This window comes from Enterococcus sp. DIV0574 (assembly GCF_051711125.1).
In the GTDB taxonomy this organism is placed as follows: domain Bacteria; phylum Bacillota; class Bacilli; order Lactobacillales; family Enterococcaceae; genus Enterococcus_D; species Enterococcus_D gallinarum.
In genome coordinates this window covers 741709-765249 of sequence record NZ_JBIOMA010000001.1, presented here as the reverse complement: position 1 = coordinate 765249, position 23541 = coordinate 741709, and the positions used below count along the sequence as shown (strand labels likewise).

General features: G+C 41.4%; 22 protein-coding genes and 1 tRNA gene. 7 read left to right on the top strand and 16 right to left on the bottom strand.

The features are described from left to right. Positions 1 to 324: 324 nt before the first annotated feature. The gene (gene rpoN, locus IGJ45_RS03785; RefSeq protein WP_135172101.1) at positions 325 to 1638 is read right to left on the bottom strand and encodes an RNA polymerase factor sigma-54; all 1314 of its coding nucleotides are present in this window, start codon (positions 1636 to 1638) and stop codon (positions 325 to 327) included. Between the two features lie 54 nt (positions 1639 to 1692). Between rpoN and IGJ45_RS03780 the strand changes: the two genes are divergently transcribed. Beyond that, positions 1693 to 1764 (top strand) — tRNA-Arg (locus tag IGJ45_RS03780). A gap of 150 nt (positions 1765 to 1914) precedes the next feature. Here IGJ45_RS03780 and rpoE read toward each other — a convergent pair. Both rpoE and IGJ45_RS03770 read right to left on the bottom strand, forming a co-directional pair. Next, positions 1915 to 2520 (bottom strand): DNA-directed RNA polymerase subunit delta, encoded by a 606-nt coding sequence (gene rpoE / locus IGJ45_RS03775; protein WP_005471809.1) that lies wholly within the window; start codon positions 2518 to 2520, stop codon positions 1915 to 1917. Positions 2521 to 2606: 86 nt separating this feature from the next. Continuing rightward, a complete protein-coding gene (locus IGJ45_RS03770; protein WP_005471808.1) occupies positions 2607 to 3044 on the bottom strand; it encodes a DUF1934 domain-containing protein in 438 nt (145 codons plus the stop codon). A gap of 179 nt (positions 3045 to 3223) precedes the next feature. On the opposite strand from IGJ45_RS03770, the gene IGJ45_RS03765 reads away from it, so the two are divergent. Genes IGJ45_RS03765 through yidA form a run of 3 tightly spaced genes read left to right on the top strand, consistent with a single transcriptional unit; the run spans position 3224 to position 6252 of the window. After that, a complete protein-coding gene (locus IGJ45_RS03765) occupies positions 3224 to 4054 on the top strand; it encodes a lipoate--protein ligase family protein (protein ID WP_349703920.1) in 831 nt (276 codons plus the stop codon). Further along, positions 4051 to 5421, top strand: coding sequence for an HD domain-containing protein (locus IGJ45_RS03760; protein WP_060813523.1), 1371 nt, complete (start codon positions 4051 to 4053; stop codon positions 5419 to 5421). Before IGJ45_RS03765 ends, IGJ45_RS03760 begins: the two co-directional genes overlap by 4 nt. Before the next feature lie 9 nt (positions 5422 to 5430). Then, positions 5431 to 6252 carry a sugar-phosphatase gene (gene yidA, locus IGJ45_RS03755; protein ID WP_003127553.1) on the top strand — a complete coding sequence of 274 codons (822 nt, stop codon included), beginning with the start codon at positions 5431 to 5433 and terminating at the stop codon, positions 6250 to 6252. A 29-nt stretch (positions 6253 to 6281) separates the two neighbouring features. Here the strand turns inward: yidA and IGJ45_RS03750 are convergent, their stop codons facing one another. Beyond that, positions 6282 to 6743 carry an NUDIX hydrolase gene (locus IGJ45_RS03750; protein ID WP_138371624.1) on the bottom strand — a complete coding sequence of 154 codons (462 nt, stop codon included), beginning with the start codon at positions 6741 to 6743 and terminating at the stop codon, positions 6282 to 6284. A gap of 145 nt (positions 6744 to 6888) precedes the next feature. On the opposite strand from IGJ45_RS03750, the gene gloA reads away from it, so the two are divergent. Together gloA and IGJ45_RS03740 are read left to right on the top strand one after the other, a co-directional pair. Beyond that, complete coding sequence (gene gloA / locus IGJ45_RS03745; protein ID WP_003127551.1) at positions 6889 to 7263, top strand: lactoylglutathione lyase; 375 nt, start codon at positions 6889 to 6891, stop codon at positions 7261 to 7263. A gap of 184 nt (positions 7264 to 7447) precedes the next feature. After that, on the top strand, positions 7448 to 8161 hold the full coding sequence (locus tag IGJ45_RS03740; protein WP_005471805.1) for a gamma-glutamyl-gamma-aminobutyrate hydrolase family protein: 714 nt from the start codon (positions 7448 to 7450) through the stop codon (positions 8159 to 8161). A gap of 303 nt (positions 8162 to 8464) precedes the next feature. Here IGJ45_RS03740 and IGJ45_RS03735 read toward each other — a convergent pair whose 3' ends face one another. From IGJ45_RS03735 to zapA, 9 genes are all read right to left on the bottom strand, one after another. Beyond that, positions 8465 to 9718 carry an ABC transporter permease gene (locus tag IGJ45_RS03735; protein WP_311809865.1) on the bottom strand — a complete coding sequence of 418 codons (1254 nt, stop codon included), beginning with the start codon at positions 9716 to 9718 and terminating at the stop codon, positions 8465 to 8467. Then, positions 9711 to 10610: an ABC transporter ATP-binding protein gene (locus IGJ45_RS03730; protein WP_003127547.1), complete on the bottom strand. Its 900-nt coding sequence runs from the start codon at positions 10608 to 10610 to the stop codon at positions 9711 to 9713. Before IGJ45_RS03730 ends, IGJ45_RS03735 begins: the two co-directional genes overlap by 8 nt. 25 nt (positions 10611 to 10635) lie before the next feature. Continuing rightward, the gene (locus IGJ45_RS03725; RefSeq protein WP_349703919.1) at positions 10636 to 11316 is read right to left on the bottom strand and encodes a DUF2812 domain-containing protein; all 681 of its coding nucleotides are present in this window, start codon (positions 11314 to 11316) and stop codon (positions 10636 to 10638) included. Beyond that, positions 11303 to 11629, bottom strand: a complete 327-nt coding sequence (locus IGJ45_RS03720) for a PadR family transcriptional regulator (protein ID WP_003127545.1) — start codon at positions 11627 to 11629, stop codon at positions 11303 to 11305. The genes IGJ45_RS03725 and IGJ45_RS03720 overlap by 14 nt, the downstream gene beginning before the upstream one ends. A gap of 479 nt (positions 11630 to 12108) precedes the next feature. After that, a complete protein-coding gene (locus tag IGJ45_RS03715; protein WP_171918137.1) occupies positions 12109 to 14328 on the bottom strand; it encodes a L,D-transpeptidase family protein in 2220 nt (739 codons plus the stop codon). Positions 14329 to 14482: 154 nt separating this feature from the next. Beyond that, positions 14483 to 14797, bottom strand: a complete 315-nt coding sequence (gene trxA / locus IGJ45_RS03710; RefSeq protein WP_021149372.1) for a thioredoxin — start codon at positions 14795 to 14797, stop codon at positions 14483 to 14485. Positions 14798 to 14891: 94 nt separating this feature from the next. Then, a complete protein-coding gene (locus tag IGJ45_RS03705; protein ID WP_005471799.1) occupies positions 14892 to 17255 on the bottom strand; it encodes an endonuclease MutS2 in 2364 nt (787 codons plus the stop codon). 72 nt (positions 17256 to 17327) lie between these two features. Then, positions 17328 to 17882: a CvpA family protein gene (locus tag IGJ45_RS03700; RefSeq protein ID WP_219645182.1), complete on the bottom strand. Its 555-nt coding sequence runs from the start codon at positions 17880 to 17882 to the stop codon at positions 17328 to 17330. 23 nt (positions 17883 to 17905) lie between these two features. Further along, a complete protein-coding gene (zapA, locus tag IGJ45_RS03695) occupies positions 17906 to 18346 on the bottom strand; it encodes a cell division protein ZapA (RefSeq protein WP_003127539.1) in 441 nt (146 codons plus the stop codon). Between the two features lie 205 nt (positions 18347 to 18551). Here zapA and rnhC point away from each other — a divergent pair, with 205 nt between their 5' ends. After that, on the top strand, positions 18552 to 19487 hold the full coding sequence (gene rnhC, locus IGJ45_RS03690; RefSeq protein WP_003127537.1) for a ribonuclease HIII: 936 nt from the start codon (positions 18552 to 18554) through the stop codon (positions 19485 to 19487). 126 nt (positions 19488 to 19613) lie between these two features. Here rnhC and IGJ45_RS03685 read toward each other — a convergent pair whose 3' ends face one another. From IGJ45_RS03685 to IGJ45_RS03675, 3 genes are all read right to left on the bottom strand, one after another. Further along, positions 19614 to 21341 carry an ABC transporter permease/substrate binding protein gene (locus IGJ45_RS03685; RefSeq protein WP_349703918.1) on the bottom strand — a complete coding sequence of 576 codons (1728 nt, stop codon included), beginning with the start codon at positions 21339 to 21341 and terminating at the stop codon, positions 19614 to 19616. Then, positions 21334 to 22545 (bottom strand): quaternary amine ABC transporter ATP-binding protein, encoded by a 1212-nt coding sequence (locus IGJ45_RS03680; RefSeq protein WP_003127535.1) that lies wholly within the window; start codon positions 22543 to 22545, stop codon positions 21334 to 21336. The genes IGJ45_RS03685 and IGJ45_RS03680 overlap by 8 nt, the downstream gene beginning before the upstream one ends. A gap of 118 nt (positions 22546 to 22663) precedes the next feature. Further along, on the bottom strand, positions 22664 to 23317 hold the full coding sequence (locus tag IGJ45_RS03675) for a GntR family transcriptional regulator (protein ID WP_003127534.1): 654 nt from the start codon (positions 23315 to 23317) through the stop codon (positions 22664 to 22666). Between the last annotated feature and the right edge of the window lie 224 nt (positions 23318 to 23541).

Here is a 23541-nt window from a genome sequence, read left to right as displayed (position 1 = left end):
CCTCATGCAACTATTTCAATTATAAAAAATGATTCTCCAAACTTTTTTAACCGTAAAGCGGATTCTTATCACAGCCAAAAATAGCTTTCAAACTAGTAAAAGAAATCAACAAAGAAAAACTCGATCAAAAGGATCAGCGACCGCCTATGAAAAGCGGGCAGAGCTATTTATCACAAGTAGCCCTGCCTTTGCTACGGTTATATGAAACCCAAATTGCTTACCTGTCTTCTTATGTATAAGAGGTGGGGTCATTGGACTTTTTGCCGTCATTCTTGTTGAATCTTTCTTCAATAGCTGGACCAGAACAAGAACTGTATCGAAAAATCAATCAAACCGCTTTCGTTTAGAAGATCCAGGAATATTAAGAGCCTCACGATACTTGGCAACAGTCCGGCGAGAAATTTCCACTTCTTCCGCTTTTAACAAATCAGCCAATTTTTGATCAGAAAGCGGCTTCTGCTTATTCTCTTCGTTGATCAAAGCTGCCAAACGTCGCTTGATTGCCTCCGTGGTGACATCCTCTCCACTTTGGGTGGACACTTTTTGACCAAAGAAGGACTTCAGTTCAAAAACACCAAATTCTGTCTCCAAATATTTCCCATTGACGGCACGACTGACTGTCGATTCGTGAATACCTAATTCGTCAGCGATTTCTTTGAGGATCAATGGCTTCAATGGTCGGTCAGCTTGTAAAAAAAAGGCTTGCTGATGATGAACGATCGCTTCTCCCACTCGATAGATGGTATCTCCTCGCTGCTGGAGAGTCTTTTTTAGCCATTCAAATTCTTGGGCTTTGTTGTCTAAATATTTCTTTACCTCAGCATCGCCACTTTGTTTTAATTGATCAAAATAGTGTTGTTGGAAACGGACTTCCGGCATTGCTCGTCGATTAGAGGTAACCACTGGCTGGCCTTCAGTAATCGTAACTCGCAAATCTGGGATGATATACAAACCATCTGTAGACCCAAAGGCCGCCCCTGGTGTTGGGGTCAACGTTTGGATATAGTCAAACACCTTCTGAATTTCTGAAAGCGAAACTGCTAGATTTTTCGCTATTTTGTCCCACTTACGCTCTGCTAATTCCGTGAACCATTCTTCAAGAACGATATAGGCGAGTTCTGGCGCAGCATCGTCCCGTTCAGTTTGAAGCATGAGGCATTCTCGTAGATCTCGTGCGCCAACACCCGCTGGATCCAACTGCTGAATCAGTGTCAAGGCATCGAGCATCTGAATCTCTGAAGCTCCGATCATTTGACCAGCCTTCACCAAATCAATGGTCAAAAATCCATTCAAATCAATATATTCCACTAGAAATAACACGACAGTGCGTAGAAAGGTATCTCGGTAATTTAAATGGATTTGATCGATCAAATACTCAAAGAGCGAACTTCCTCTATTTGGGATCTGATTCAAATATTCATTGAATTGCTCAGATGTCCCACTGCCTTGAGTATAACTCGTCGGATATTCATGGTCCGTTAAATCGATCAGGGGATTCTCTAATGCCTGATTATCTACGAAAGCAAGCAGTTCATCTGATGAAAATTGCAGCACTTGGATCGACTGCTGTAATTTCTGCGTCATCGCCAACTTTTGTGTCTGTTTTTGTTGTTGCGAAAATTGTTGTTGAAATTTCATCATTTTACCTCTTGTTTTTTCTGAGAAAATTGGTTAAACTGTTATTTGTGCTTCGCGCCTTTAGTGTAGTGGATATCACGTAAGATTCCGGTTCTTGAGACGGGGGTTCGATTCCCTCAAGGCGCGTTTTTCATTTCATTTATAGTATACTTTATCTCAAGGGATAATTCAAAAAACCACGGAAGTGCTGACAGCACTTCCGTTTTTTTTATTTTGATTGAGCTCTTGCCATCTTCCATACGCTGTTGCCTTTGCTAAACACAAAAAAGAAGAGGCCTATTCCTCTTCTTCCTCGTCATCAAATTCGTCTTCTTCATCATCATCGATGATCGTTAGATCTTCTTCAATGTTCCCTGGTAGTTCCTCTTCGTCATCATCGTTATTGTCTGCACCAATTTCTTGCAGATCTGAGTTATATGCGGAGATTTCTTCATCCTCATCGTCATCATCGTCAAAAAGATCCTCTTCATCGTCATCAGACAAATCAGTATCCTCTGGGTCATCATCGTTATAATCGATCGCGTCTTCATCGTCACTAATAAAGGCATTCACTTTCTTACGTTTGCGACGACGCGGTGTATCTTCATCTTCATCATCGATTCCGTGGTTGACTTCTTCATCGATTGAGTCGATCGCATACCATGAACGCAATCCCCAGCGATTGTCTCCCAAAGAAATAAAACTGCCATCGATATTCAAGTCTGTATAAAACTGCGCCAAAGAATCACGAATCTCGCTGTCCGAAGTTTCTAGATAGTTTTGGATTTGGTTGACCAAATCAGAAAAATCCATCACGTCACCGCGTTGCTCTAAAATCGCATGGGCAACTTCGATCATTGACAATTCGTTTTTATTTACACCTTCAAATACATTAATTTCCAAACGGGACACGTCCTTTCACAGTCTACTCCTAATCATACAAAAATGTGAGACAAATTGCAATTTATTCTTTCAAAATTTGCATTTATTTAAGCAGTAAACTCCAAAGAAAGTTTGTATTCTCCCACTTTGTCTTCCATCATAAATAAATCATAATGGACATCGACTTTACCTGAATAAGGACGATCTTTCAAACTGACATGTAAGTGACTTGTATATGTATGGAAATGCATCGTGCCGTAAGGCGTTTGATAACTTGTTTCTAAACGCTCTTTGTAAGCGAATTTCAAGCGTGTTCGCATTTCTCCCGAGCGAATCAGTTGGATCACGCCATCTGGCATAATTTTCATCGTCACTGGTACTTCGGCTCCTTCTGGCTGAATCTCTTTGTATCTCAGATACAGCGTATCGCCGATTTTGACCGCCTGTCCTTGTAAATCAAACAAAAAATCTTGTGTTTCTCCCGCTTGTTCGACCTTTGTCGTTAAATGGATCGAAATCGGAATTCCTTGTGACAATTCCCTCATGATAGTGTGCCTCCTTAGCAGATTTCAGTTCCATTTTTCCTTTTTTCCCCTCTTTTGTCAATCATTTCAGCTAAAACATCCACTATAGAACGTTTTCTTAGCTTTTTGATTAAGTTTTTTCATGATCTTCATATATAATAGTAGGAGATCTTATTATTGAAGGAGAATCTAAGCCTACCGTGACCATTGAAATGATTGATCAAATGTTGCCATTTGATCCCCAAACTACCGAGAATCGTTTTTTACCGTTTGCATTGACCGATGTATTGAGTGAATATGCAGGCGTTCATCATCAGGAATTTTTACACTTTTGGCAGTTGCCTGATACTATGATTTTAGGAATGAAAGATACCCGAGTGCCTTATTTCACCGAAGGAATATCCGCTTTGACGACTGCTGGCTTTCAACCAATCATCCGCAACTCAGGCGGGCTTGGGGTCATCAACGATGCCGGTGTTCTGAATGTATCGTGGATTTTCCCAAAAACGTTAGCTGCTACTACAGATGCGGCTTATCAGCGAATGGTCGACTTGATGCGAGAAGCATTTCCCGAAAAAGAAATTGCTGCCTATGAAATCCCAAACTCTTATTGTCCCGGTACCTTTGACTTGAGTATGGACGGAAAGAAAATCGCAGGGACTGCCCAGCGCAGGATCAAAGCAGGAATTGCAGTCATGATGTACCTTAGTGTCAACGGCGACCAACACTATCGAGGAGAAGTAGTAAGAACGTTTTATCAAAGAAGCTTGAAAGAGCAGTTTGGTACTAATGGCTATCCCGCCGTTGAACCTACCAGTATGACAACACTCCAAGATGTGCTTCAGCGCTCTTTCTCTGTATCAGAAGCTGCCTCACGACTGCAAGAGGCCTTGATGCGGCTATCTAAGTCCTCTCTCAGCCCTGTGACTGCATCCGAATGGGTTGAAAAAAATGATCAAGCGGCATTACTAGAGGCTCGTATGACCAGTATGTATCAACGAAATCAACCGATAAAGGAGAGTTCACAATGAGCATCCCATATAAGTATCAAACACTTGCTATTGAAAAAGTATTCCGTGATCCTGTACACAACTATGTGCATGTGCAGCATCAAGTGATCTTGGACTTGATCAATTCGAAAGAAGTACAGCGCCTGCGAAGGATCAAACAACTAGGAACTTCTTCGTTTACTTTTCATGGTGCTGAACATAGTCGCTTCTCACATTCGTTAGGAGTCTACGAAATTAGCCGCCGCATCTGTGATTTGTTTCAACGAAATTTCCCAGTTGAAAAAGTTGGGTCTGATGGCTGGGATGACCGGGAACGATTGGTCACGCTTTGTGCTGCTTTGTTGCATGATGTTGGCCATGGCCCTTATTCTCACACTTTTGAACATATTTTTCATACCGATCACGAAGCCATCACTGTAGCGATCATTACTTCTCCAGAAACAGAAGTCTATCAAATCCTCAATCGTGTGGAAGAAGGTTTTCCTGAAAAAGTGGCCAGTGTCATTACTAAGACATACCCAAACCCACAAGTGGTGCAAATGATTTCCAGTCAGATCGATGCGGATCGCATGGATTATTTACTGCGGGATGCATACTTCACGGGAACGGAATACGGCACATTTGATTTGACACGTATTCTGCGAGTCATTCGTCCCTATGCTGGCGGGATCGCATTTTCTATGAGTGGCATGCATGCGGTAGAAGATTATATTGTCAGCCGCTACCAAATGTATGTCCAAGTCTATTTCCATGCCAGTTCTCGGGGAATGGAAGTTATCTTGGCACATTTACTAAATCGCGCTGCCGAATTGTATCAAGAGCATGAAGAACTTTTCCAATCGCATTCCCAGCTTTTGCTGCCCTTTCTTAAACAGCACTTTACTTTGGAAGAATACCTAAAACTAGACGATGGCGTCTTGAATACGTACTTCACTCAGTGGACGGAAGAAAATGATCCGATTCTTAGTGACTTAGCCAAACGATTCTTGAACCGCAAACCGCTGAAGTCTGCACGTTTTGAAGAAGACACTCAATTGCCATTGATTCATGAACTGCAATCTCTTGTCGAAAAAGTCGGTTTTAACCCCGACTATTACACAGCAATCAATTCTAGTTTCGATTTACCTTATGACTTTTATCGCCCAACTTCCGGCATGCATCGGACACAAATCGAACTGCAAGAAAAAGACGGCTCCCTAGTGGAATTATCCAAGGCTAGTCAACTAGTAGCTGCACTTGCTGGGCAAACACAAGGAGACCAGCGCTTTTATTTCCCAAAAGAAATGATTGACCCCGCACTACAAAATCACTATGATTTATTTTGGGATACGTATCAAGAGTTTGCGAAACATATTCGCAATGGTGCCTTGATCAATACGAACAACTAGGAGGAAGTTATGAGCATCAAACTGATTGCTATCGATATCGATGGCACGTTACTGAACAATGATCGAAAAATCACACCTGGAGTGTACCAAGCACTAAAAGCTGCGGAGGCACAGGGTGTTCGAATCGTCTTATGTACTGGACGCCCCTTAACAGGTGTCCAAGATTTATTAAGTGAACTAGACTTGTTTTCAGAAACGGACTACGTAATCACATATAATGGTTCTCTCGTACAAAAGACTAAAACAAAAGAAATCGTTTCTGAATTCGGATTGACGCATGAAGAATACTTAGAAGTAGAAATGACTGCCCGTAAATTAGGGGTTCATTTGCATGTGGAAACCCAAGATACGATGTACACAGCGAATCGAGACATCAGTCCTTATACCGTCTATGAAGCCTTTTTGGTCAATATGCCTTTGAAATATCGTACACCGGAAGAAATGACTGCGGATCTGAATATCATCAAAATGATGATGATCGATGAGCCTGAATTGATCGATGCTATTATTCCGCAATTGCCAACTTCATTGACTGAGCGTTTCAATATCGTCAAAAGTGCGCCATTTTTCTTAGAAGTCTTGAATAAGAAAGCTCATAAAGGGGCTGCGGTTCAGAAGTTAGCTGAGGAACTAGGTATCTCACAAGCAGAAGTCATGGCGATTGGTGATAACGAAAATGATCTAACGATGGTCGAATATGCGGGTCTTGGCGTTGCAATGGCTAATGCAACAGAAAACGTCAAACAAGCGGCCGACGTCATCACTGCTTCCAATGAAGAAGATGGTGTAGCTAAAGTTATCAATGACTATGTGTTAAATGAACTAAAATAAAAGAGTAAAAAAGACAACGATCACTGCCTTTATGCATGATCGTTGTCTTTTTGATTTACCCATTGTTTCACTGCCCAGGCATGACTGCCGCGTTTCAATAAATGAATGGCTTCTTCTGGTGTATGCCACGAAAGTTGGTTGTGTTGTTCTGTTGGCTCACCTATTTTTTGCCAATCGGTCATCAAATAAAAATAAGCCGGATGATGGTAATACGTTTCTCGATGTCGCGAGTAAAAATAATCAACCGCCTCCCCTAAATAACTGGCGATCTTTCCTGCAAATCCTACTTCTTCGACCAATTCCCGTTTGATCGTTTGTTCCTTCGATTCACCGGGTTCAATCTCCCCTCCTGGTAAAAAAAAGGCGCCATTTGGCGCTTGGACCAAAATCACTTGTTGGTGTTCATTCGGAATCACGACATAGGCACCGAATCGTGAAATATAGTCAGCCCCCGGCTCTTTTTGCCCAAACACTTTCTCCTTGTTCCCCATGTTTCCCTCCATCATCTCTTTCTTTCCATTCTACCTTAGGAAGCCACTGGCGACAAGCTGCAACTTGACGGGGTGCACTTTTCTTACCACAAAAAATCGGGTTATGTTATTATAGGCTTACCACAATTGAAAGGATGAATGACAAATGAAAATGGCACATACTTGTGTGCGAGTGAAAGATCTTGAAGCATCACTTGCATTTTATCAAGAAGCATTCGGTTTTGAAGAATCGCGCCGTCGTGATTTTCCAGAAAACAAATTTACGTTGGTTTACTTGACATTACCAGGAGATGATTATGAATTAGAATTAACTTATAACTATGATCATCCCGGCTATGATCTAGGTGACGGCTATGGTCATATCGCGATCAGTACCGATGATTTAGAGAAACTTCACGAGCAGCATAAAGCAGCTGGTTTTGATGTTACTGACTTAAAAGGCTTGCCTGGTACTTCTCCTTCTTACTATTTCGTGAAAGACCCAGATGGCTACAAAATAGAAGTGATTCGCGAAAAATAAAAAAGTACTGTGACTTAAGTGCAGCAACAAATGGACCATCCGAACGATAACGAAATTGCATCTACTCTCTAGTAGGTCCTCGCAATTTCGTGGAAAAAGTCAGTTCGGATAGCTTCCTTTGTTTTCCTTTTGTCACAGTTTTTTATTCATTACTGCTGTCAAAACAGCTGGAAGGAGAATGCTTATGAAACCAGTGATTGGAATTGCTGGTAACGAACGAACGATGATTGATGGGGAAGCCCATTGGATTACATATACCCCGAGAAATTTTGTGACACAGATTCAACAAGCCTCTGGCCTTCCCCTTATTTTACCCATGGGAGCTCCCGAAAATGCCGCCCAATATGTTGCCCAGATTGATAAATTACTTTTGGCAGGGGGGCATGATGTGACTCCTCGCTATTATGGCGAAGAGATGCATCCACTGATCCAAGGTACACATCCTGAACGAGACGCATTTGAATTGGCGTTGATCAAAGAAGCTGTCGCACAAGAAAAACCAATTTTTGGTGTCTGTCGTGGCATGCAGCTATTGAATGTTGCTTTCGGCGGCAACCTCTATCAAGACTTGTCATTGGTCGAACAACCAACCATCAAGCATGTGCAAGCACCGACACCCTTTCGCTTTCCTACTCATGCCGTTGAGATCGTTGCTGACAGTCGTTTAGGAAAATTATTAGGAACCACCTATCAAGTGAATTCGTTTCACCATCAAGCCATTAAAGATGTTGCAAAAGATTTCCAAGTGATCGCAACTGCCCCTGACGGTATCGTAGAAGCCATTGAAACTTCTGCCTTTGCGGCGCCGATTTTAGGGATCCAATGGCATCCTGAATTAACCGCACAAGAGATTGCTTCAGAACAGCAAATTTTCGACTACTTTGTTCATCAGTTTTGACATTATGCCAACAAAGATTTCGCTAGCAGAGGCAATGCCTGATTGAAAAAAGACTTGGTTATATTTGAAACTAGTAGTTTAAATGACTCGTTTAACTTTAATAGTTAGTAATTAAAGGCTGAGTGGATACTAGCTTGATCAATTGGCGGTCTTGACTCATTAAAGCTACTTTACCTAATTCTACGTAGAAAAAAACCGATGAAAAGCAGAGGGTTTTCTGGATACCATTTGGTAATCAGAAAGCACAAGCTTTTCATCGGTTTCTTTATTGAAGCCTAACTAATCGGAGAATTTGTTGGCTGGTCATTTTTCATTCTTCATCAAAACGAAAGATTGTTTCAATGAAGCCAAAATGCCGTTATCGTTATAAATCAGTACGTTTGACTTATACATTCTTGCTGAGATCAGCATCAATGCCAATGTACTTACTGCTAAGATGGCTACAGAGACTGCCGCGCCTCCGATACCTACTGTGTCGTTAGCCAATCGGACTGGCATGATAAATGAAGATAAAAACGGGATATAAGAAGTGACCCGCAAAATGATATTGTTAGGATCTGTACCGCCTAGAATCAAACCTAACATATAACCGGCTAAAGAAAGGTAAGTGACAGGAATGATCGCCTTGGCAGTATCCTCTGCTTTATTGACTAATGAACCGCACAAAGCAGACAGGACAGAGTAAATCAAAATTCCTAATAGGACAAAGATGACCGAGTAAATCAAGAATGGACCGAATAATCCATCAATTGAGAAATTGGCTAATACATCTTTGACCATTGAAATGTCTTTGATCCAATAATAACTGATAGCAAAGATACCGGCGTAAGCCAATAACTGAGCTAATGCGACCATAATTACACCGGTTAATTTGGCATAAAAGTGAACCTGTGCTCTCGTACTGGACAAAATAACTTCCATGATCCGGGTCCCTTTTTCGGAAGCAATCTCTTGGGCAATGATTTGAGCGTAAGTCAAAATAAACATGAATAAAATAATTGTTCCGACATAACTCACAATGTATTGGATCGAACTATTGTCTTCCCCAAGCTCCATTTTGCCATCTTCGGTGAAAGAAACTTTTTGTTTACTGAAGTTTGCTGGCTCACTTAAACTAGCCACTTGCTCCTGATTTAATCCGAGTGCTGCGGCCCGTCCCGAGGCTTGCAATCCAGACAATAATTGCTGAACCGTCAACTCTGTGGTTTGTCCCATAGAAGATTCACTCAATAATTCACCTTTGATACTGTCGGCCTCTGAAGTAACGATCAAGAATGCATCGACCTTTTCATTCGCTAATTGTTTTTTTCCAGCTTCTTCAGAATCCACCACTTCAAATTGATAGTCTTCATTTTTCTGAGCTGCGATTGTTTGTGCAATAGCTGGTTCATTCGCATAAACAGCAATTTTATCGGCACTGTTCATTCCATCGGTAAAAATTCCTACCACATAAATAATGCCCAATGCAATAAATGGAATCAATATCATGATCAAAAATGAGATCGATTTCACGTTTTTCTTAAACACATCGAGCGCGATCACCCAAAATTTACTCATTGTCTTTTCCCGCCTTTCTCTTAAAGATTTCTTCTAATGTCGGCGGTTGTTGGTTAAACATCGGGATATAGCCATCAGCTGTGGCCAAATCAAACAATGTGCGACCGACTTCAGGATGCGATAATGTAATGTCATAACTCCCATCTTCTTTATGAAGAACTTTTTCGACACCTTCAACTGCTAGGATGGTTTCTTTTGACAATGAAGATTCCAAGAAGACTTTTGTCCGTCCAAACGATTCACGGATCTCATGAACTTTTCCGTTGAGAACCGTTTGACCATCTCTTAGCATGATCAAATGATCGCAGATTTTCTCAACATTATCCATGTTATGACTAGAAAAAATGACACAAGACCCTTTTTCTTTTAGTTCAATAATGCCATCTTTCAGCAACTCAGCATTGACAGGGTCCAATCCGCTAAATGGTTCATCCAAAATGACTAATTTAGGTTCATGAATCAATGTTGCGATCAATTGGACTTTTTGCTGATTCCCCTTCGATAATGATTTAACTTTATCTGTCTTTTTCCCTTTTACTTGGAATTTTTCCATCCATTCGTCGATCTTAGGTTCAATTTCTTCTTTCTTTTTTCCACGCAAGCGTGCAAAATAAATCAGTTGATCTTGGATGGTTACTTTAGGGTAAAGTCCCCGTTCTTCTGGCAAATAACCAATCAAATTGTATTCCTTTTCTGTGATTTGATGGCCATTCCATAGTACTTCTCCTTGTTCAGCCCGTAAGAAATCTAGAATCAATCGGAATGTCGTGGTTTTACCAGCACCATTTTGACCGATCAACCCCATGATCTCGCCATCGTTGATTTGAAAGGACAATTGATCCACTGCCCGATAGTCCCCAAATGTTTTCACTAAATTCTTTGCTTCTAACACAATTTCACCTTCCTTGTCTTTTAAGTTAGTATAAATAACCGGCTAAAAAGCCGATAATTCCTCCAATTAATGCGCCGACTCCCATAAAGAGCAGCGTATCCCGTAACACGTGTTGCCGCTTAGCTAGTTTCTCTGGTTCTTTGTAAAAAGAGGCGCGGTTCTTGTACAAGCGACGCATGAGAAATGACACCACACCGATGATAAGAGGCGCACAAATCAGCCCAACTGCAACACCATATGAGAAACCTAGTATCTCATTATAGGTAAGTACTAGCCAGCGAGCGAGGAGATAAATCAAAAGCAGAATAACCAAGCCAACACCTGTTATGCCAAAAGAACGTTTCATAAGATAGCGTGCCTCACTATCGATTCGTTCTTGATAGCTTTGCTGATCACTAAAAATAGCTGGTGTCTCTAAAGGAGCCTGAAAATAGTAGTAACGGCTTTTGTAGGAACTAATATACTCCCATCCGCCGGCTTCATACATTGCCAAGTATTCATCAACATCAGATTTGTCTCCTTGAAAAAAATCGACAGCAAACTTCTTCTCTTGTGGTTGGCTTTGAATAAACTTCAAAAAACCGAACTGATTCATATGCACAAACTGCCAACCTTTTGCTGCTTGCTCTTGCAGCCGCATCATTTCTTTTTCTGGATAATAGGCAACACCTAATGAATACAAATATTTTGTCTTACGTTTGCTCATCTGCCAGTCCCCCCAACTCACCCATAATCTGTTCACCAATCTCAAAGAAATGTTTTCGTCGCTGAATGTCCTTTTCTAAAGCCGTTTTTCCTTTGGCTGTGATCTGATAGATTTTTTTACGATCTGTCGTCTCTTCTAAACTGATCATTTCATTTTTGGTCAATTTTTTCAATATAGTATACATTGTTGCCGGACCGATTTCATAGGTACCTTGGCTTAATTCATTGATTTGCTTCATGATCACATAGCCATGTTTTGGCTTTAATAAAGCTAACAAAATCAAATAAGTTGAATCGGTCAATGGTTCATCCATGTGTTTTCCCCCATCCTAGGAAACTATATCACTTACTGATATATTATCGAATGATATAATAAGTGTCAATCTCTTTTTGTAAGCAATTTTCTCCCGGATTTGGGTAGTTTTCTGATTATCTATCGGCGTATTTCAGAACTATTTACACTTAGTTGACCGCTTTATACTTACCTTAGTTAGCAACTAGGGATTCGAGATTGATGCTCCCTATCAAGCTTCGAACGGACATGTCAGTCATTCAAAAGAGAAATCCTTTTCCCAAACGGGCGACACAGCTTTCAAAGGGCAGTTTTTAGTCAATTGACCCACTTTACAAATCTAACTTCTATCAAAATATCAAAAAGTAAAATATCAAAAAGGCCTTGATCTCTATTCAGAAGATAAAAACTTTCAACTCTAATTAGTGAAGTGCAAATCAACAACTCTTTTCGCTACAAAAAAACTGCTGCATCCTTATTCAAAGGATGCAGCAGCTAGAATCAGTTAACGATTTTTACGGGAGTGTTGTAAGGCATGTTGTAATAGAACCATTTAGCATCAGGGACTGCTAATCGAATACAGCCATGAGAAGCTCGCTGTCCTAGTTTTTTGCCTTCCACCGAACTAAATGAATTGGTTGACCAAGCAATGCTTGTTGGAACGGTATGGAATAGATAGACACCATGATCTTTGAAAGAACGGTAATAAGCCGCTCCTGAAAAGGCGGAGCCTTTCTCCTGCTGAATTCTAAAATTACCTAACGGTGTCGGCGTAAAAACTGTCCCCGTGGAACAAAGCATGGTATAAATGACTTTGTCGCCTGACTTAATGTAAACTCGCTGCTTACTGATGGACACATGAATGTTTAAATTTTTGACATTTAGCGAGGGGTACTTGCCACCAGTAGTGTACATCCAGAATTTATCATTCACGCTATACGTCTGATTCTCTTTGATCCACCCGATTTTCCCTGCTGGTGAAACCAGATACAGATAATTGCCATCACTCGTTTTGGCTAATTTGGTTGCTTTCGCCATATACCCTTTATAATTACTCTTTTTTCCTAATTTGCTGCTGTTAGGATCAGCAGCATTCAGAAAATTCCCGCTGGCATTGTTGACGATCACATAACGGCTAATATTGCTCTGCGAATGGATTACATGAGCATTTGTGACACCTGTAGCATTGATATAGCCGATCCATGTATTGTTTAAATACAATGAGTAATAGGTCGCACCGTTATAATGCTGATATTTTCCGGTGACTTTGATATTTTTGTTCATATAATTGCCACTCGAAGCTTTCTTCTTAGAAAAATTCAAATCTTGCCACAATGTATAGTTCTTACTTTTCATCCGGATCGTCTTGTTTTCACTCTGCCATATGCCACCTTGATTATTAGCCACAGTAGCGGCTTCAGCATTCAAATAGCCGATCCATTTGCCAGTAGAATCAGACAATGAGTAGTAAGTTGATCCGTTCCAATGTTCATATTTTCCTTTAGCCTGGTAAGTTTTTCCATACAATGAAGAGGTAGTGTTCTTTTTGCTCGACCAGTTAAAATTACCCCAAATTGTATAATTTTTCTTTGTTAGAGTAACATATTTACCGTAAGCCTGGTAAGCTCCCTGTGCATTTGATGTCGTTTTGACACCGGCAGCGTTGATATAACCTAACCACTTGTTCTTATTGTCATACAACGAATAATACGTTGCACCATTAACATGGCGGTATTTTCCTGTGGCTTTGACGGTCTTTCCATTTAAAGCAGCTGTCGTTCCTTTTTTGGCTGACCAATCAAAATTTTGCCATAATGTGTAGTTGCCACTGATGATCGTGGCGTATTTTGATTCAGATTGCCATATGCCTCCAGGTGATTTGGCATCCGCGGCTCCTTTGGCATTAATCCAACCAATAAATTGGTTCTTATCCGTGTACAGAGCATAATAGGTCGAGCCGTTTCCGTGTTTGAAACTTTCTTTTACTTGAAACGTTTGTTGATTGATTGTTTTTGTCGTGCCTAACTGTTTATCAAAAAAAATTGACTCCCATAAAGGATAATTGCCACTTTGAACAGTAGCATATTTTTTTTCTGACTGAAACACCCCATCTGCTGTCGTGACAGACTCTGCTTCAACAATACCAATCACGTGATTCTGTTCATCAAGTAGTTCACTATACTTCTTTTTCGTCGCTGTATCTTGGTACTGTTTGACACTTTTATAAACGTGACCCGCAAGTTCAGTAATTGATCCTGTGGCTGTTAGTTGCGATTGATTGAGGGTATATAAAACCTGACGACTATCCATTGCTTGCGACTCCGTTGTAGTCGCTGTGAAAGTGTTGATTTTGACATAGCGATTTGAATTGGCTAATTCCTTAACAGTGATGACTGGATTCACTTCTGAAGTATCCGTTTCTTCTGTGGAAGAAACAGTTATTTCTGAACTACTTGTAGTTGTTTCCCCAAAGCTATCAGTCGAACTGTTGGTACTCGCTTCGGAAGTTGACGTGTCTATTGTAGACGATGTCGCAGTTGTTGAGTCAGTCGTTTCGGTTGTCGTCCTACTGGTATTGGTGGTTGATTCAGTGACTTGATTGACTGAAGAAGTTCCTGTATCAATTGTTTCCGCGTAGGTCGCACCTGCAGATACAAGCGGTGCACTGACCAAGGAAATGATACAGAGCAGCCGGTACCCCCATCCTCTATTCTTTTTCATTTTTCATCCCCCTTTTCAAATAAAAGCACTCCATAGAAAGTAAACGCTCCCCATATTCACACTTTCATTATACCATTGCAAGAATAAATCCTCGCTTAAAACTACTCAAAAAAAGCAGCGATCGCTTAAGATCGCTGCTTAAAATAAAATTTTCTTACATGTGGCTTGCTACCATTTCTTTCAATTGATCTTTGGTATGAACACCAACGGCTTTATCTACCACTTGGCCATCTTTTTTCAACAATAGCGTAGGGATCGACATGATACCAAATGAAGCTGGCGTTTCAGGATTTTCATCCACATCCATTTTGACGATTTTTAATTCGTCTTCTTCATATTCATTTGCTAATTGTTCCAAGATTGGTGCTTGCATCCGACATGGACCGCACCATGTTGCCCAAAAATCAATAAGGACTAAGCCTTTATCGGTTTCTTCTGAAAAAGTTTTATCTGTAATTTCTTTTGCCATATTGTTCGCCTCCATTTGATTGCTAAAAAAAGTATAGCATGTTCACGTGCTTTTTTGAAATCCTCTGCTTACAAAAGGTAAGAAGCCTTAACGATTATTTAAATTTTACGATGGTCGCCCCATTGCCACCTTGATTTGCCGGTGCAAACTCAAAACTTTTGACACTACGATGATTTTTCAAATATTCCGTAATTCCTTGCCGTAATGCCCCCGTCCCTTTTCCGTGAACGATCGTCACTTGTGGGTAACCAGCAAGAATCGCCGCATCGAGATACTGATCAACTTCATTCAATGCCTCTTCATAGCGTTTGCCACGAAGATCCAGCTGATTAGGAACATGCGAAGACTCCGCTGAACGGACGGTATGAACGACGCGCTGCACAGGTTCTTTGACAGGTGCTGCCGGCTGTAGATCTGATTCAGGCAGCGTCATTTTTAAGATTCCCAATTGCACTTGCCATTGTGATTGTCCCATCTTTTTGATCAAAGTTCCTCGCTGACCATAGGAAGTAACTAACACTTCATCGCCGACCTTCAATGTTTTCGCAGCTTTGGCTTTTTGCAAGACCTTGTTCTTTTGCAAATGTTCTTCTTGATGAAGATCAGACAATTTTGTGCGGGCTGCGATCAACTCATGTTCTTTGACATGGCTCTGTCCGCTGCTCAATTGCATGTTGCGGATATCCGAAATGATTTTTTCCGATTCCTCTTTTGCTTCTTCAACGATTTGATTTGCTTTCTTGCGGGCTTTTGCTAGTTCTGCTTCGCGTTCTTCAAAGAAAAAGTTATATGCTTGTTTCAATTCTTTTTGCAGCCGTTCCGCTTCTTCTACATAATGCCGCATTTCCAAATACTCTGTTTCGGTCATCTTGCGCCGGTTTTCTAAGTCGGCGATCATCTCATTCAAGTCCTGACTTTCGCCATCCATGATTTGCTTGGCTTGCTCAATGATCTGGGTGTCCAAGCCCAGACGTTTGGAGATTTCAAAAGCATTACTGCGACCAGGCACACCGATCAGCAAACGATATGTTGGGCTTAGGGTATCGACATCAAACTCCATTGAAGCATTGATGGTATTGGCACGATTGTAACCGTACACTTTCAATTCCGGATAATGAGTCGTCGCCATCACATAGGCAGAGCGTGCACCAAGTTCATCAAGAATAGCAATCGCTAACGCCGCGCCTTCTTGCGGATCGGTCCCAGCTCCCAGTTCATCGAATAAAACTAAACTTGTATGGTCCACTTTTTTGAGAACATCGACGATCGTCGTCATGTGAGAAGAGAAGGTAGATAAACTTTGTTCGATGGATTGCTCATCCCCAATATCAGCAAAAATTTCTTGAAAAATGCCCATTTGGCTCTCTTCATCGACTAAAATCGGCAATCCAGATTGCCCCATGATTTGAAGCAATCCCAGCGTCTTCAAGGTGATTGTTTTCCCACCAGTATTCGGACCGGTAATTACCACCGCTTGATAGTCTTCACCAATAGCAATATCATTCGGTACGACTTTTTCTTGATCGATCAGCGGATGACGTGCTTGTTTGAAAACGACATGATTATCTGTATTGATAGCCGGCACGATTGCCTGCAATTCTTTCCCAAAACGTGCTTTGGCATTCATGAAGTCCATCATCCCGATCACATAGGCGTTGTGCAGAATTTCGCGTTGATAAGGAGCTAGCTCTGCAGAAAGTTCCGCTAAGATTCGTTCAATCTCCGTACGCTCAGCGATTTGATGTTGGCGCAGTCGATTATTCTGATCCACCACTTGTTTTGGTTCAATAAATAATGTCTGCCCAGAAGAACTCTGATCATGCACGACCCCGCCAAACACGCCACGATATTCTTGCTTCACCGGAATCACATAGCGCTCATTTCGCATCGTGACAATGGTATCGCTCAAATACTTGGCATTTCCGCCACGTACGAGACTATCTAACGTTTCTCTGATCGTTCGTTCAGAACGACGAATATTTTGTCGAATGACACGTAGCTCTGGAGATGCTTCGTCAGTCAACCGACCGTCTTCATCCACTGCTTCTTTCAGGCGACGGCTAAGCGTGGGCAGCGTTACTAACTGCTTTTCCCATTCATACAGTCGCTCGAACTCGATTTCGCTGTCTGATAGATCTTCAAAGAAACGCTTCAATTCATTGGCTGTCACCAACACTCGACCTACTTGCGCTAATTCTAAACCATTAAGGTCCGCTCCGATTTCGATTCGTTTCATTTGCGGACGAATATTTTCAATTTTTGGTACAGGAATACCGCCCCGCAATCGCTGTACTTTTAACGCATCTTCTGTTTCAGCCAGCCAAGTGGAAATTTGCTGAGCATCTGCTGATGGCGCTAATTGAGCTAATTCTTCTTTCCCTTGGGCGGTCACTAGATACTGCCCAACCAATTGTTTTACTTGATCGAAAGCTAAAACATCAAGAATTTTTTTATTCATAGTCTCACCTACTTTTTCATTTTTTTACTTAAGAAAAAAAGCAGCATGGGTCTAATGACCAGCTGCCTTATACTAACCAATCACATTAGTGATCCACAAACGGTAAAAGTAATCAGAAATGATTGGCGAACTTTCAACGATAAAGTGTGCCGTGCTGCTCTTATCAAACAAATTTTGGATAGTCGCTAAAGGAATCATCGAGAGGATCATAAAAAAGAAATAGATATTCAGGTAAACTAATAGCGTATTCAAGATCCCTGCTACGACCCAATCATAGCCTTTCAAAAAACGCAGACGTTTGAAACGCAGTCCATTTGCAAAAATGCAAATCAATTTTGTCACTAACCAGCCAGCAAAAAGGATCATAATAAAAGCGACAGCTGCATAGTACGCTTTGTCTAGGTCTAGAGCAAGATCTAGGTTATAAAAGACCAACTTTGAGTCTGCGGTCACAGACATATAAGGAACATATAATTCAATTTTTTTTGCCAAAGCTTGGTAATTTGCCACTGCAACTAAAAAAGAAAAAAGGTATCCTAAAACGGAGACCAGCTGCAATGAAGTCCCTCGCCGCGCGCCACCATAAAATGCCGCTAACAAAAGAATCAGAACCAAAAATCCTATCATTTCAGAGTCCTTTCCGCGCCTACTTAACCATGAGCTGCTTTTTCTTGGATTTTGCGCTTACGTTGTTCATTTAGTATTTGTTGAGCTTCCACATGATTATGGATCTCCACATCTCCGCGACCTGTCTCATCCAATACTTGGCGCGCTTCAGACTCAATCGCTTCGATTCGCTTAATCCGATTCTCTAGTTCGGTCGCCTTAATCGCTTGACTGCGTAACTCTTCTACCTTATTTTGCAAACTTAATACTTGCTCTTGTTTTTTCAACTGATCAGAAATCGCATTGATTGCTAATAGAATTGCTGCTTGCTCTTTATCGACTTGAGAAGACAGCCCCATGATTTCTGTCAATTGGTCATTGACTAATTTCGTTACCATATCCATATGTTGTTTACTTTCACGCCCAATAATCGTGTAGCTTTGATTGGCGATTACTGCTTTATAACGTTTCTTTTGCTCCGTCATAGGAAAGATTCCTCCCATTGCTGTTCTGTACTATTTTATCACTTTCTGCACGCGTATCGCAAACTCCTACCTATTATACGTGATTTCTAGTGTAATTTCCATGCCAATCGTTTTTTTAGAAAGAGGCTTCGTAAAATTTTTACCTATGGTAGAATCTAAGAAGATGTTCTATTCAAATAACCAGTATGTATATCGGAGGAAGACAATGAGTAATATCGTCATTAAAGTATCTCAAAAAACTATCGCAGAAATGATGAACTTCTATCAGCAAGCGCTGTTGAATAAAAAAGTTCCTTATACCGTGTTTGTTGCCAAAAAAGAACAAACGACCATCACCGCTTATACTTCTGGTAAAGTGATGTTTCAAGGCAGTGGTGCAGAAGCTGAAGCAGCTCGTTGGAGCAATTCTGCCGACTTGTCCAAAACAGCAAATGCGAACAACAAGGCTCCTTCATCCTCCTTGCCTGCTGACTTTTCACAGTGGAGTGTCGTTGGTAGTGATGAAGTTGGCAATGGCAGTTATTTTGGTCCTTTAGTCGTTTGCGCTGTCTATGCCAGTAAAGATCAGCTACCCGCATTGAAAGCATTAGGTGTCAAAGACTCCAAAATGTTGACTGATCCACAAATTCGGGCAATGGCCCCAAAAATAAAAAAACTTGTGCCTTATCAATTACTGACAGTTGAACCAACTAAATACAATGAGATCCAACCTAAATACAACACCGTTCGAATGAAAGTTGCGCTACACAATCAAGCCATTCGGCTACTGTTGCAAAAAATCGCACCAAAAACACCGGATGCTATCTTGATTGATCAATTCACTAGCGAAAAAAATTACCGTACCTATCTAAAATCAGAAAAAAATCAAATCACAGAAAAATTGTTTTTTGCAACAAAAGGGGAGCAATATCATTTAGCAGTGGCTGCGGCCTCCATTCTATGCCGCACTGTTTTTCTGGAGGAACTAGAGAAGGCCTCACAAGAAGTTGGATTACAGCTTCCTTCGGGTGCCGGCAGCAAATCCGATCAGGTCGCTGCTCAGCTTTTGCAAAAAGGCGGAATGCCTTTATTAGCAAAGTATACCAAACTGCATTTCGCCAATACTGAAAAAGCACAAAAAATTGCTGGCTACTATCAGTAGACAGTCAGTAGACAGTCAGTAGACAGTGAAAAAAACGAAAGTCTCACACCTGAACTCGGACACCGAGTCTAGATGCGAAACTTTCTTTTTTTGTTTATTTATCTGATCCTTTCATGCTTCATTGACTTACTTCGTCCAAGCTGCCACTTCTTCTGGGTGTTTGGTTACCCAATCTTTTGCAGCATCTTCAGCAGAAGTTCCATCGTTGATTGCCAGCATGACTTCTTCCATATCTTCTTGTGTCCAATTGAATTTATCCAGTACTTCATAAACTTCTGGCAGATCATCAGCTAATCCTTGGCGTACCATCGTATTGATACTCTCTGCTTCTCCCATCGTTCCTTCAGGATCATCTAGATATTTCAAATCATATTTTGCAAACATCCAATGAGGCGACCAGCCAGTGATCACAATGTCTTCTTTATTCTTGATGGCTTGTCCTAACGCCACAGTCATTGCCCCGGAAGAAGATGTCGCCACATTCCAATCAGAAAGATTATCATATGTTGCAACTGTATTTTCAGCAGCAGCGACCACACCTGCACCTGGTTCAATTCCCGTGATCGTTTTTCCTGCCTCATCAGATAGATCTGCGATAGAGTCAACTGCCATGTAGCTAGGAACTGCAATTCCCAGTTTAGCTCCCTCTAAGTTTGGTCCTAGATTTTCTACTTGGTCTTTATATTGTTCATATTGAGCTTGATGAGTTGAAGGCAACCAGGCAGCTACCATCCCGTCAACTTCGCCTTTAGCCACAGATTCCCACATGATCGCATTGTCTAATGGTGTCGTCTTGACTTCATAGCCCATTTCTTTTAACACTTCAGCTACCACATGAGTGGAAGCCACTTCTGTATCCCATTCGACATATGCTAAGTTGACTGTTCCTTTATTGTCTGAAACACGACCAAAAGCTACAGAAGCACCAATCAGCGCAACAACAGCTGCGGCAGCGATCCCGCCAAAGAGACGTTTTTGCTTGCGGCTTTTCGCGGACACGGCTTTTTTCTTATGAGCGGGTTTATTCAAGTTTTGGGTAAACCGATCCATAATGATCGCTAAGATCACTAATGAAACCCCACTCACAAATCCATTTCCGACTTGTGCCCGCTGCAGTGCAGATAGGACACCTCGTCCAAGACCAGGGGCACCGATCATCGAAGCAATCACTACCATTGAAAGAGCAAGCATCGTGGTTTGATTGACACCTGCTAAAATCGTACTTTTCGCTAATGGCAATTCTAACTTGACCAATTTCTGCCAGCCAGTTCCCCCAAAGGAATCCGAAGCTTCGACTAATTCACGAGAAATTTGACGGATTCCTAAATTAGTCATCCGTACAGTCGGCGGCAATGCAAAAATCACTGAGGCAAAAACCCCTGGTACCATGCCGATCCCAAAGAAAGCGACTGCTGGGATCAGATAGACGAAGCCAGGCATCGTTTGCATGAAATCTAAGATTGGCGTAACGATGCTTTGCGCCTTTTCGCTTTTTGCCATTAAGATTCCGAGGGGAATACCGATAATGATCGATACCAGACTAGAGAGCAGAACCAATGTGACAGTATTCATCAAATCAGTCCACAAACCTTGATTGTAGATAAACAGTAGCCCGACAAATGTAAATGCCGTCAGCCCCCATTTTTTACTTGAAACAAAAAATGCAGCGATTGTCAGCAGCAGGATCATGACTAGTGGTGGCACAAAAAGCAAAGTATTGGTCATTCCATCCATCACGAACTGACCAAAAGACTGCAATGCGGAAAAGAGCCCACTAAAAGTTCCTGTTAGCCAATCTGTAAAGGACTCTACCCAATCAGCAACTGGAATCGTTTGTTGAATAAAATTACCCATTGACGACCACTCCTTCCTCTGTCACTGATGAATCCGTTTCTGCCAGTGCTTCGATCACACTGCCTCGAATAACTACACCGATCAGACGATCATTTTCAACCACCGCTAACGGTGTCGGGGAATCATAAATTAAATTGAAAATATCCGTCACTAGCATATCTTTGTCGATTTTTTGTACATTTTTATCGATGACTTCTTTTAGGGTCAAATTGTTTTTGCGTGCTTCGCGAGCCGACTCAGCTGTCAAACTACCTTTTAGATGACGTTTTTTGTCTACCGCCAGCAACATACTAACTTCCTCTTTACGCATTCGATTTAGCGCAACGCTTGGCCCATCGATTTCGATATTTGTCGTTAGTGCTGGTACCATGATGTTTTGAGCCGTCAAAACTTTCGAGCGATCGACATCTTCGACGAAATCTCTCACATATTGGTTCGCAGGATTGGTCAGAATCTCTTCTCCTGTCCCAATTTGCATGATTTGCCCATCTTTCATCAAAGCGATGCGATCACCAATTCGCAAGGCTTCATTCAAATCATGAGTGATAAAAATAATTGTCTTTTGGACATTGGCTTGTAATTCTAACAACTCATCTTGCATTTCACGACGAATCAACGGATCTAACGCTGAGAATGCTTCGTCCATCAATAAGATCTCTGGATCATTTGCTAATGCTCGCGCCAGACCAACCCGTTGTTGCATCCCACCAGACAGTTGATCAGGATATTGATCCTTGAAAGATAATAGCCCAGAATTAGCTAAAGCTTTTTCGGCTTTGGCTACTCGCTCTTCTTTGGGAACCCCTCGCACCTCTAAGCCATATTCTGTATTCTCAAGAATCGTTCGGTGAGGGAACAAACCAAAGCTTTGGAAAACCATGTTGATCTTATGGCGTCGGACTTCACGTAATTCTTCTTTACTCATCTTCGCAATGTCTTCCCCATCAATATAAATGTCCCCACCGGATGGTTCGATCAACCGATTCAATAAACGGATCAAGGTTGACTTCCCACTACCAGAAAGTCCCATAATCACAAAGATTTCTCCTTCATTGACTTCAAAATTCACATCATAGACGCCAACAGTGGCCCCAGTTTTTTCTAGAATTTCATTCTTGCTGCGTTGTTCTTGAATCATGGCAAACGCTTGTTGCTTCTTCTTGCCAAAGATTTTCGTTAAATGTGCAACTTTAACTTTACTCACTTATACTGACTCCTTTTTCTGAAAAATTTCACGAAAGTGACCATACTATACTAACAGCATGTGGTCACTTTGTCAAAAAAAGATTCCATCTCTTCTTAGAAATGGAATCTTTCGCTCTTCAATTAGCGGAGTCTTGTGGATAAAAAAAGTTCGTCATACGTTGTAGTGCCAACTCATTTCCGACAAAATAAATCGTATTGCCGGCACTAAACTTGGCGTAAGGGCCTGGTGAGAGCAATAACTCCTGTTCCGTTTGGATTGCCACGATGGTTGCTCCCGTTACTTGCCAAATATTCAGCTCGTGGACACTTTTCTCTAAGTGCTGGGCATCTTCTTTCAATAACAATTCAAATGGCAGAAAAGGGCTCATATTATGCACTTTTTTCGTTTGCCGAACCAAAACATTCAATAGTTCCGAAAAATTATCCAGCTCTTGTTGTTGCCGTTCAACGCTTTCTAAAATGTCTTTACGAATCTCTTGGATCGATTGAACATCTTTGTACTGATCCAAAAAAGATTGCGCCTTTTCTTTTGAGGCAATATACGCGCCGCTCCCATGACGGACATCCATTATCCCCAAATCGACCAAGACATTGATTGCTTTACGGGCTGTTTCTGGCGACACATTGAAGTTACTGGCTAATGTCGAACGGGCATGAACCTTTTGTCCAACTTCGTAGCGATTTTCCACGATTCTTTCCGCGATCTCCACAGCGATCTGCTGGTATCGAGGAAGCGAAACATGTTTTTTATTTTGTATCTTTTTGGCCATCGGGATCTTCCTTTGTCTTTTTTTTCATGATAGCAATAAAAAGACATACTGACAACTATCGTCCTGCTGATGTTCGCAATAGAATCTTTTGTTCTAACTATCCTCGGTTGCCCTTGTGCCAATCAAAACATACCAATCGAGTATCACTAATCAAACTTGATTGTCTCAAAATAGCCCTACCCGGCTTGTAAGTCAGTTGATTTAAGACGTTATGTGAAAAAAAT

What these genes read in the sequence shown, in the direction of transcription:
- zapA (WP_003127539.1), bottom strand. Translation starts at nt 18,346, where the DNA reads ATGACGGAGCAAAAGAAACGTTATAAAGCAGTAATCGCCAATCAAAGC.
- IGJ45_RS03715 (WP_171918137.1), bottom strand. Translation starts at nt 14,328, where the DNA reads ATGAAAAAGAATAGAGGATGGGGGTACCGGCTGCTCTGTATCATTTCC.
- IGJ45_RS03720 (WP_003127545.1), bottom strand. Translation starts at nt 11,629, where the DNA reads ATGGATGAACCATTGACCGATTCAACTTATTTGATTTTGTTAGCTTTA.
- IGJ45_RS03770 (WP_005471808.1), bottom strand. Translation starts at nt 3,044, where the DNA reads ATGAGGGAATTGTCACAAGGAATTCCGATTTCGATCCATTTAACGACA.
- rnhC (WP_003127537.1), top strand. Translation starts at nt 18,552, where the DNA reads ATGAGTAATATCGTCATTAAAGTATCTCAAAAAACTATCGCAGAAATG.
- IGJ45_RS03750 (WP_138371624.1), bottom strand. Translation starts at nt 6,743, where the DNA reads ATGGGGAACAAGGAGAAAGTGTTTGGGCAAAAAGAGCCGGGGGCTGAC.
- IGJ45_RS03740 (WP_005471805.1), top strand. Translation starts at nt 7,448, where the DNA reads ATGAAACCAGTGATTGGAATTGCTGGTAACGAACGAACGATGATTGAT.
- trxA (WP_021149372.1), bottom strand. Translation starts at nt 14,797, where the DNA reads ATGGCAAAAGAAATTACAGATAAAACTTTTTCAGAAGAAACCGATAAA.
- IGJ45_RS03675 (WP_003127534.1), bottom strand. Translation starts at nt 23,317, where the DNA reads ATGGCCAAAAAGATACAAAATAAAAAACATGTTTCGCTTCCTCGATAC.
- IGJ45_RS03735 (WP_311809865.1), bottom strand. Translation starts at nt 9,718, where the DNA reads ATGAGTAAATTTTGGGTGATCGCGCTCGATGTGTTTAAGAAAAACGTG.
- rpoN (WP_135172101.1), bottom strand. Translation starts at nt 1,638, where the DNA reads ATGAAATTTCAACAACAATTTTCGCAACAACAAAAACAGACACAAAAG.
- IGJ45_RS03760 (WP_060813523.1), top strand. Translation starts at nt 4,051, where the DNA reads ATGAGCATCCCATATAAGTATCAAACACTTGCTATTGAAAAAGTATTC.
- IGJ45_RS03685 (WP_349703918.1), bottom strand. Translation starts at nt 21,341, where the DNA reads ATGGGTAATTTTATTCAACAAACGATTCCAGTTGCTGATTGGGTAGAG.
- yidA (WP_003127553.1), top strand. Translation starts at nt 5,431, where the DNA reads ATGAGCATCAAACTGATTGCTATCGATATCGATGGCACGTTACTGAAC.
- IGJ45_RS03700 (WP_219645182.1), bottom strand. Translation starts at nt 17,882, where the DNA reads ATGATAGGATTTTTGGTTCTGATTCTTTTGTTAGCGGCATTTTATGGT.
- gloA (WP_003127551.1), top strand. Translation starts at nt 6,889, where the DNA reads ATGAAAATGGCACATACTTGTGTGCGAGTGAAAGATCTTGAAGCATCA.
- IGJ45_RS03705 (WP_005471799.1), bottom strand. Translation starts at nt 17,255, where the DNA reads ATGAATAAAAAAATTCTTGATGTTTTAGCTTTCGATCAAGTAAAACAA.
- IGJ45_RS03725 (WP_349703919.1), bottom strand. Translation starts at nt 11,316, where the DNA reads ATGAGCAAACGTAAGACAAAATATTTGTATTCATTAGGTGTTGCCTAT.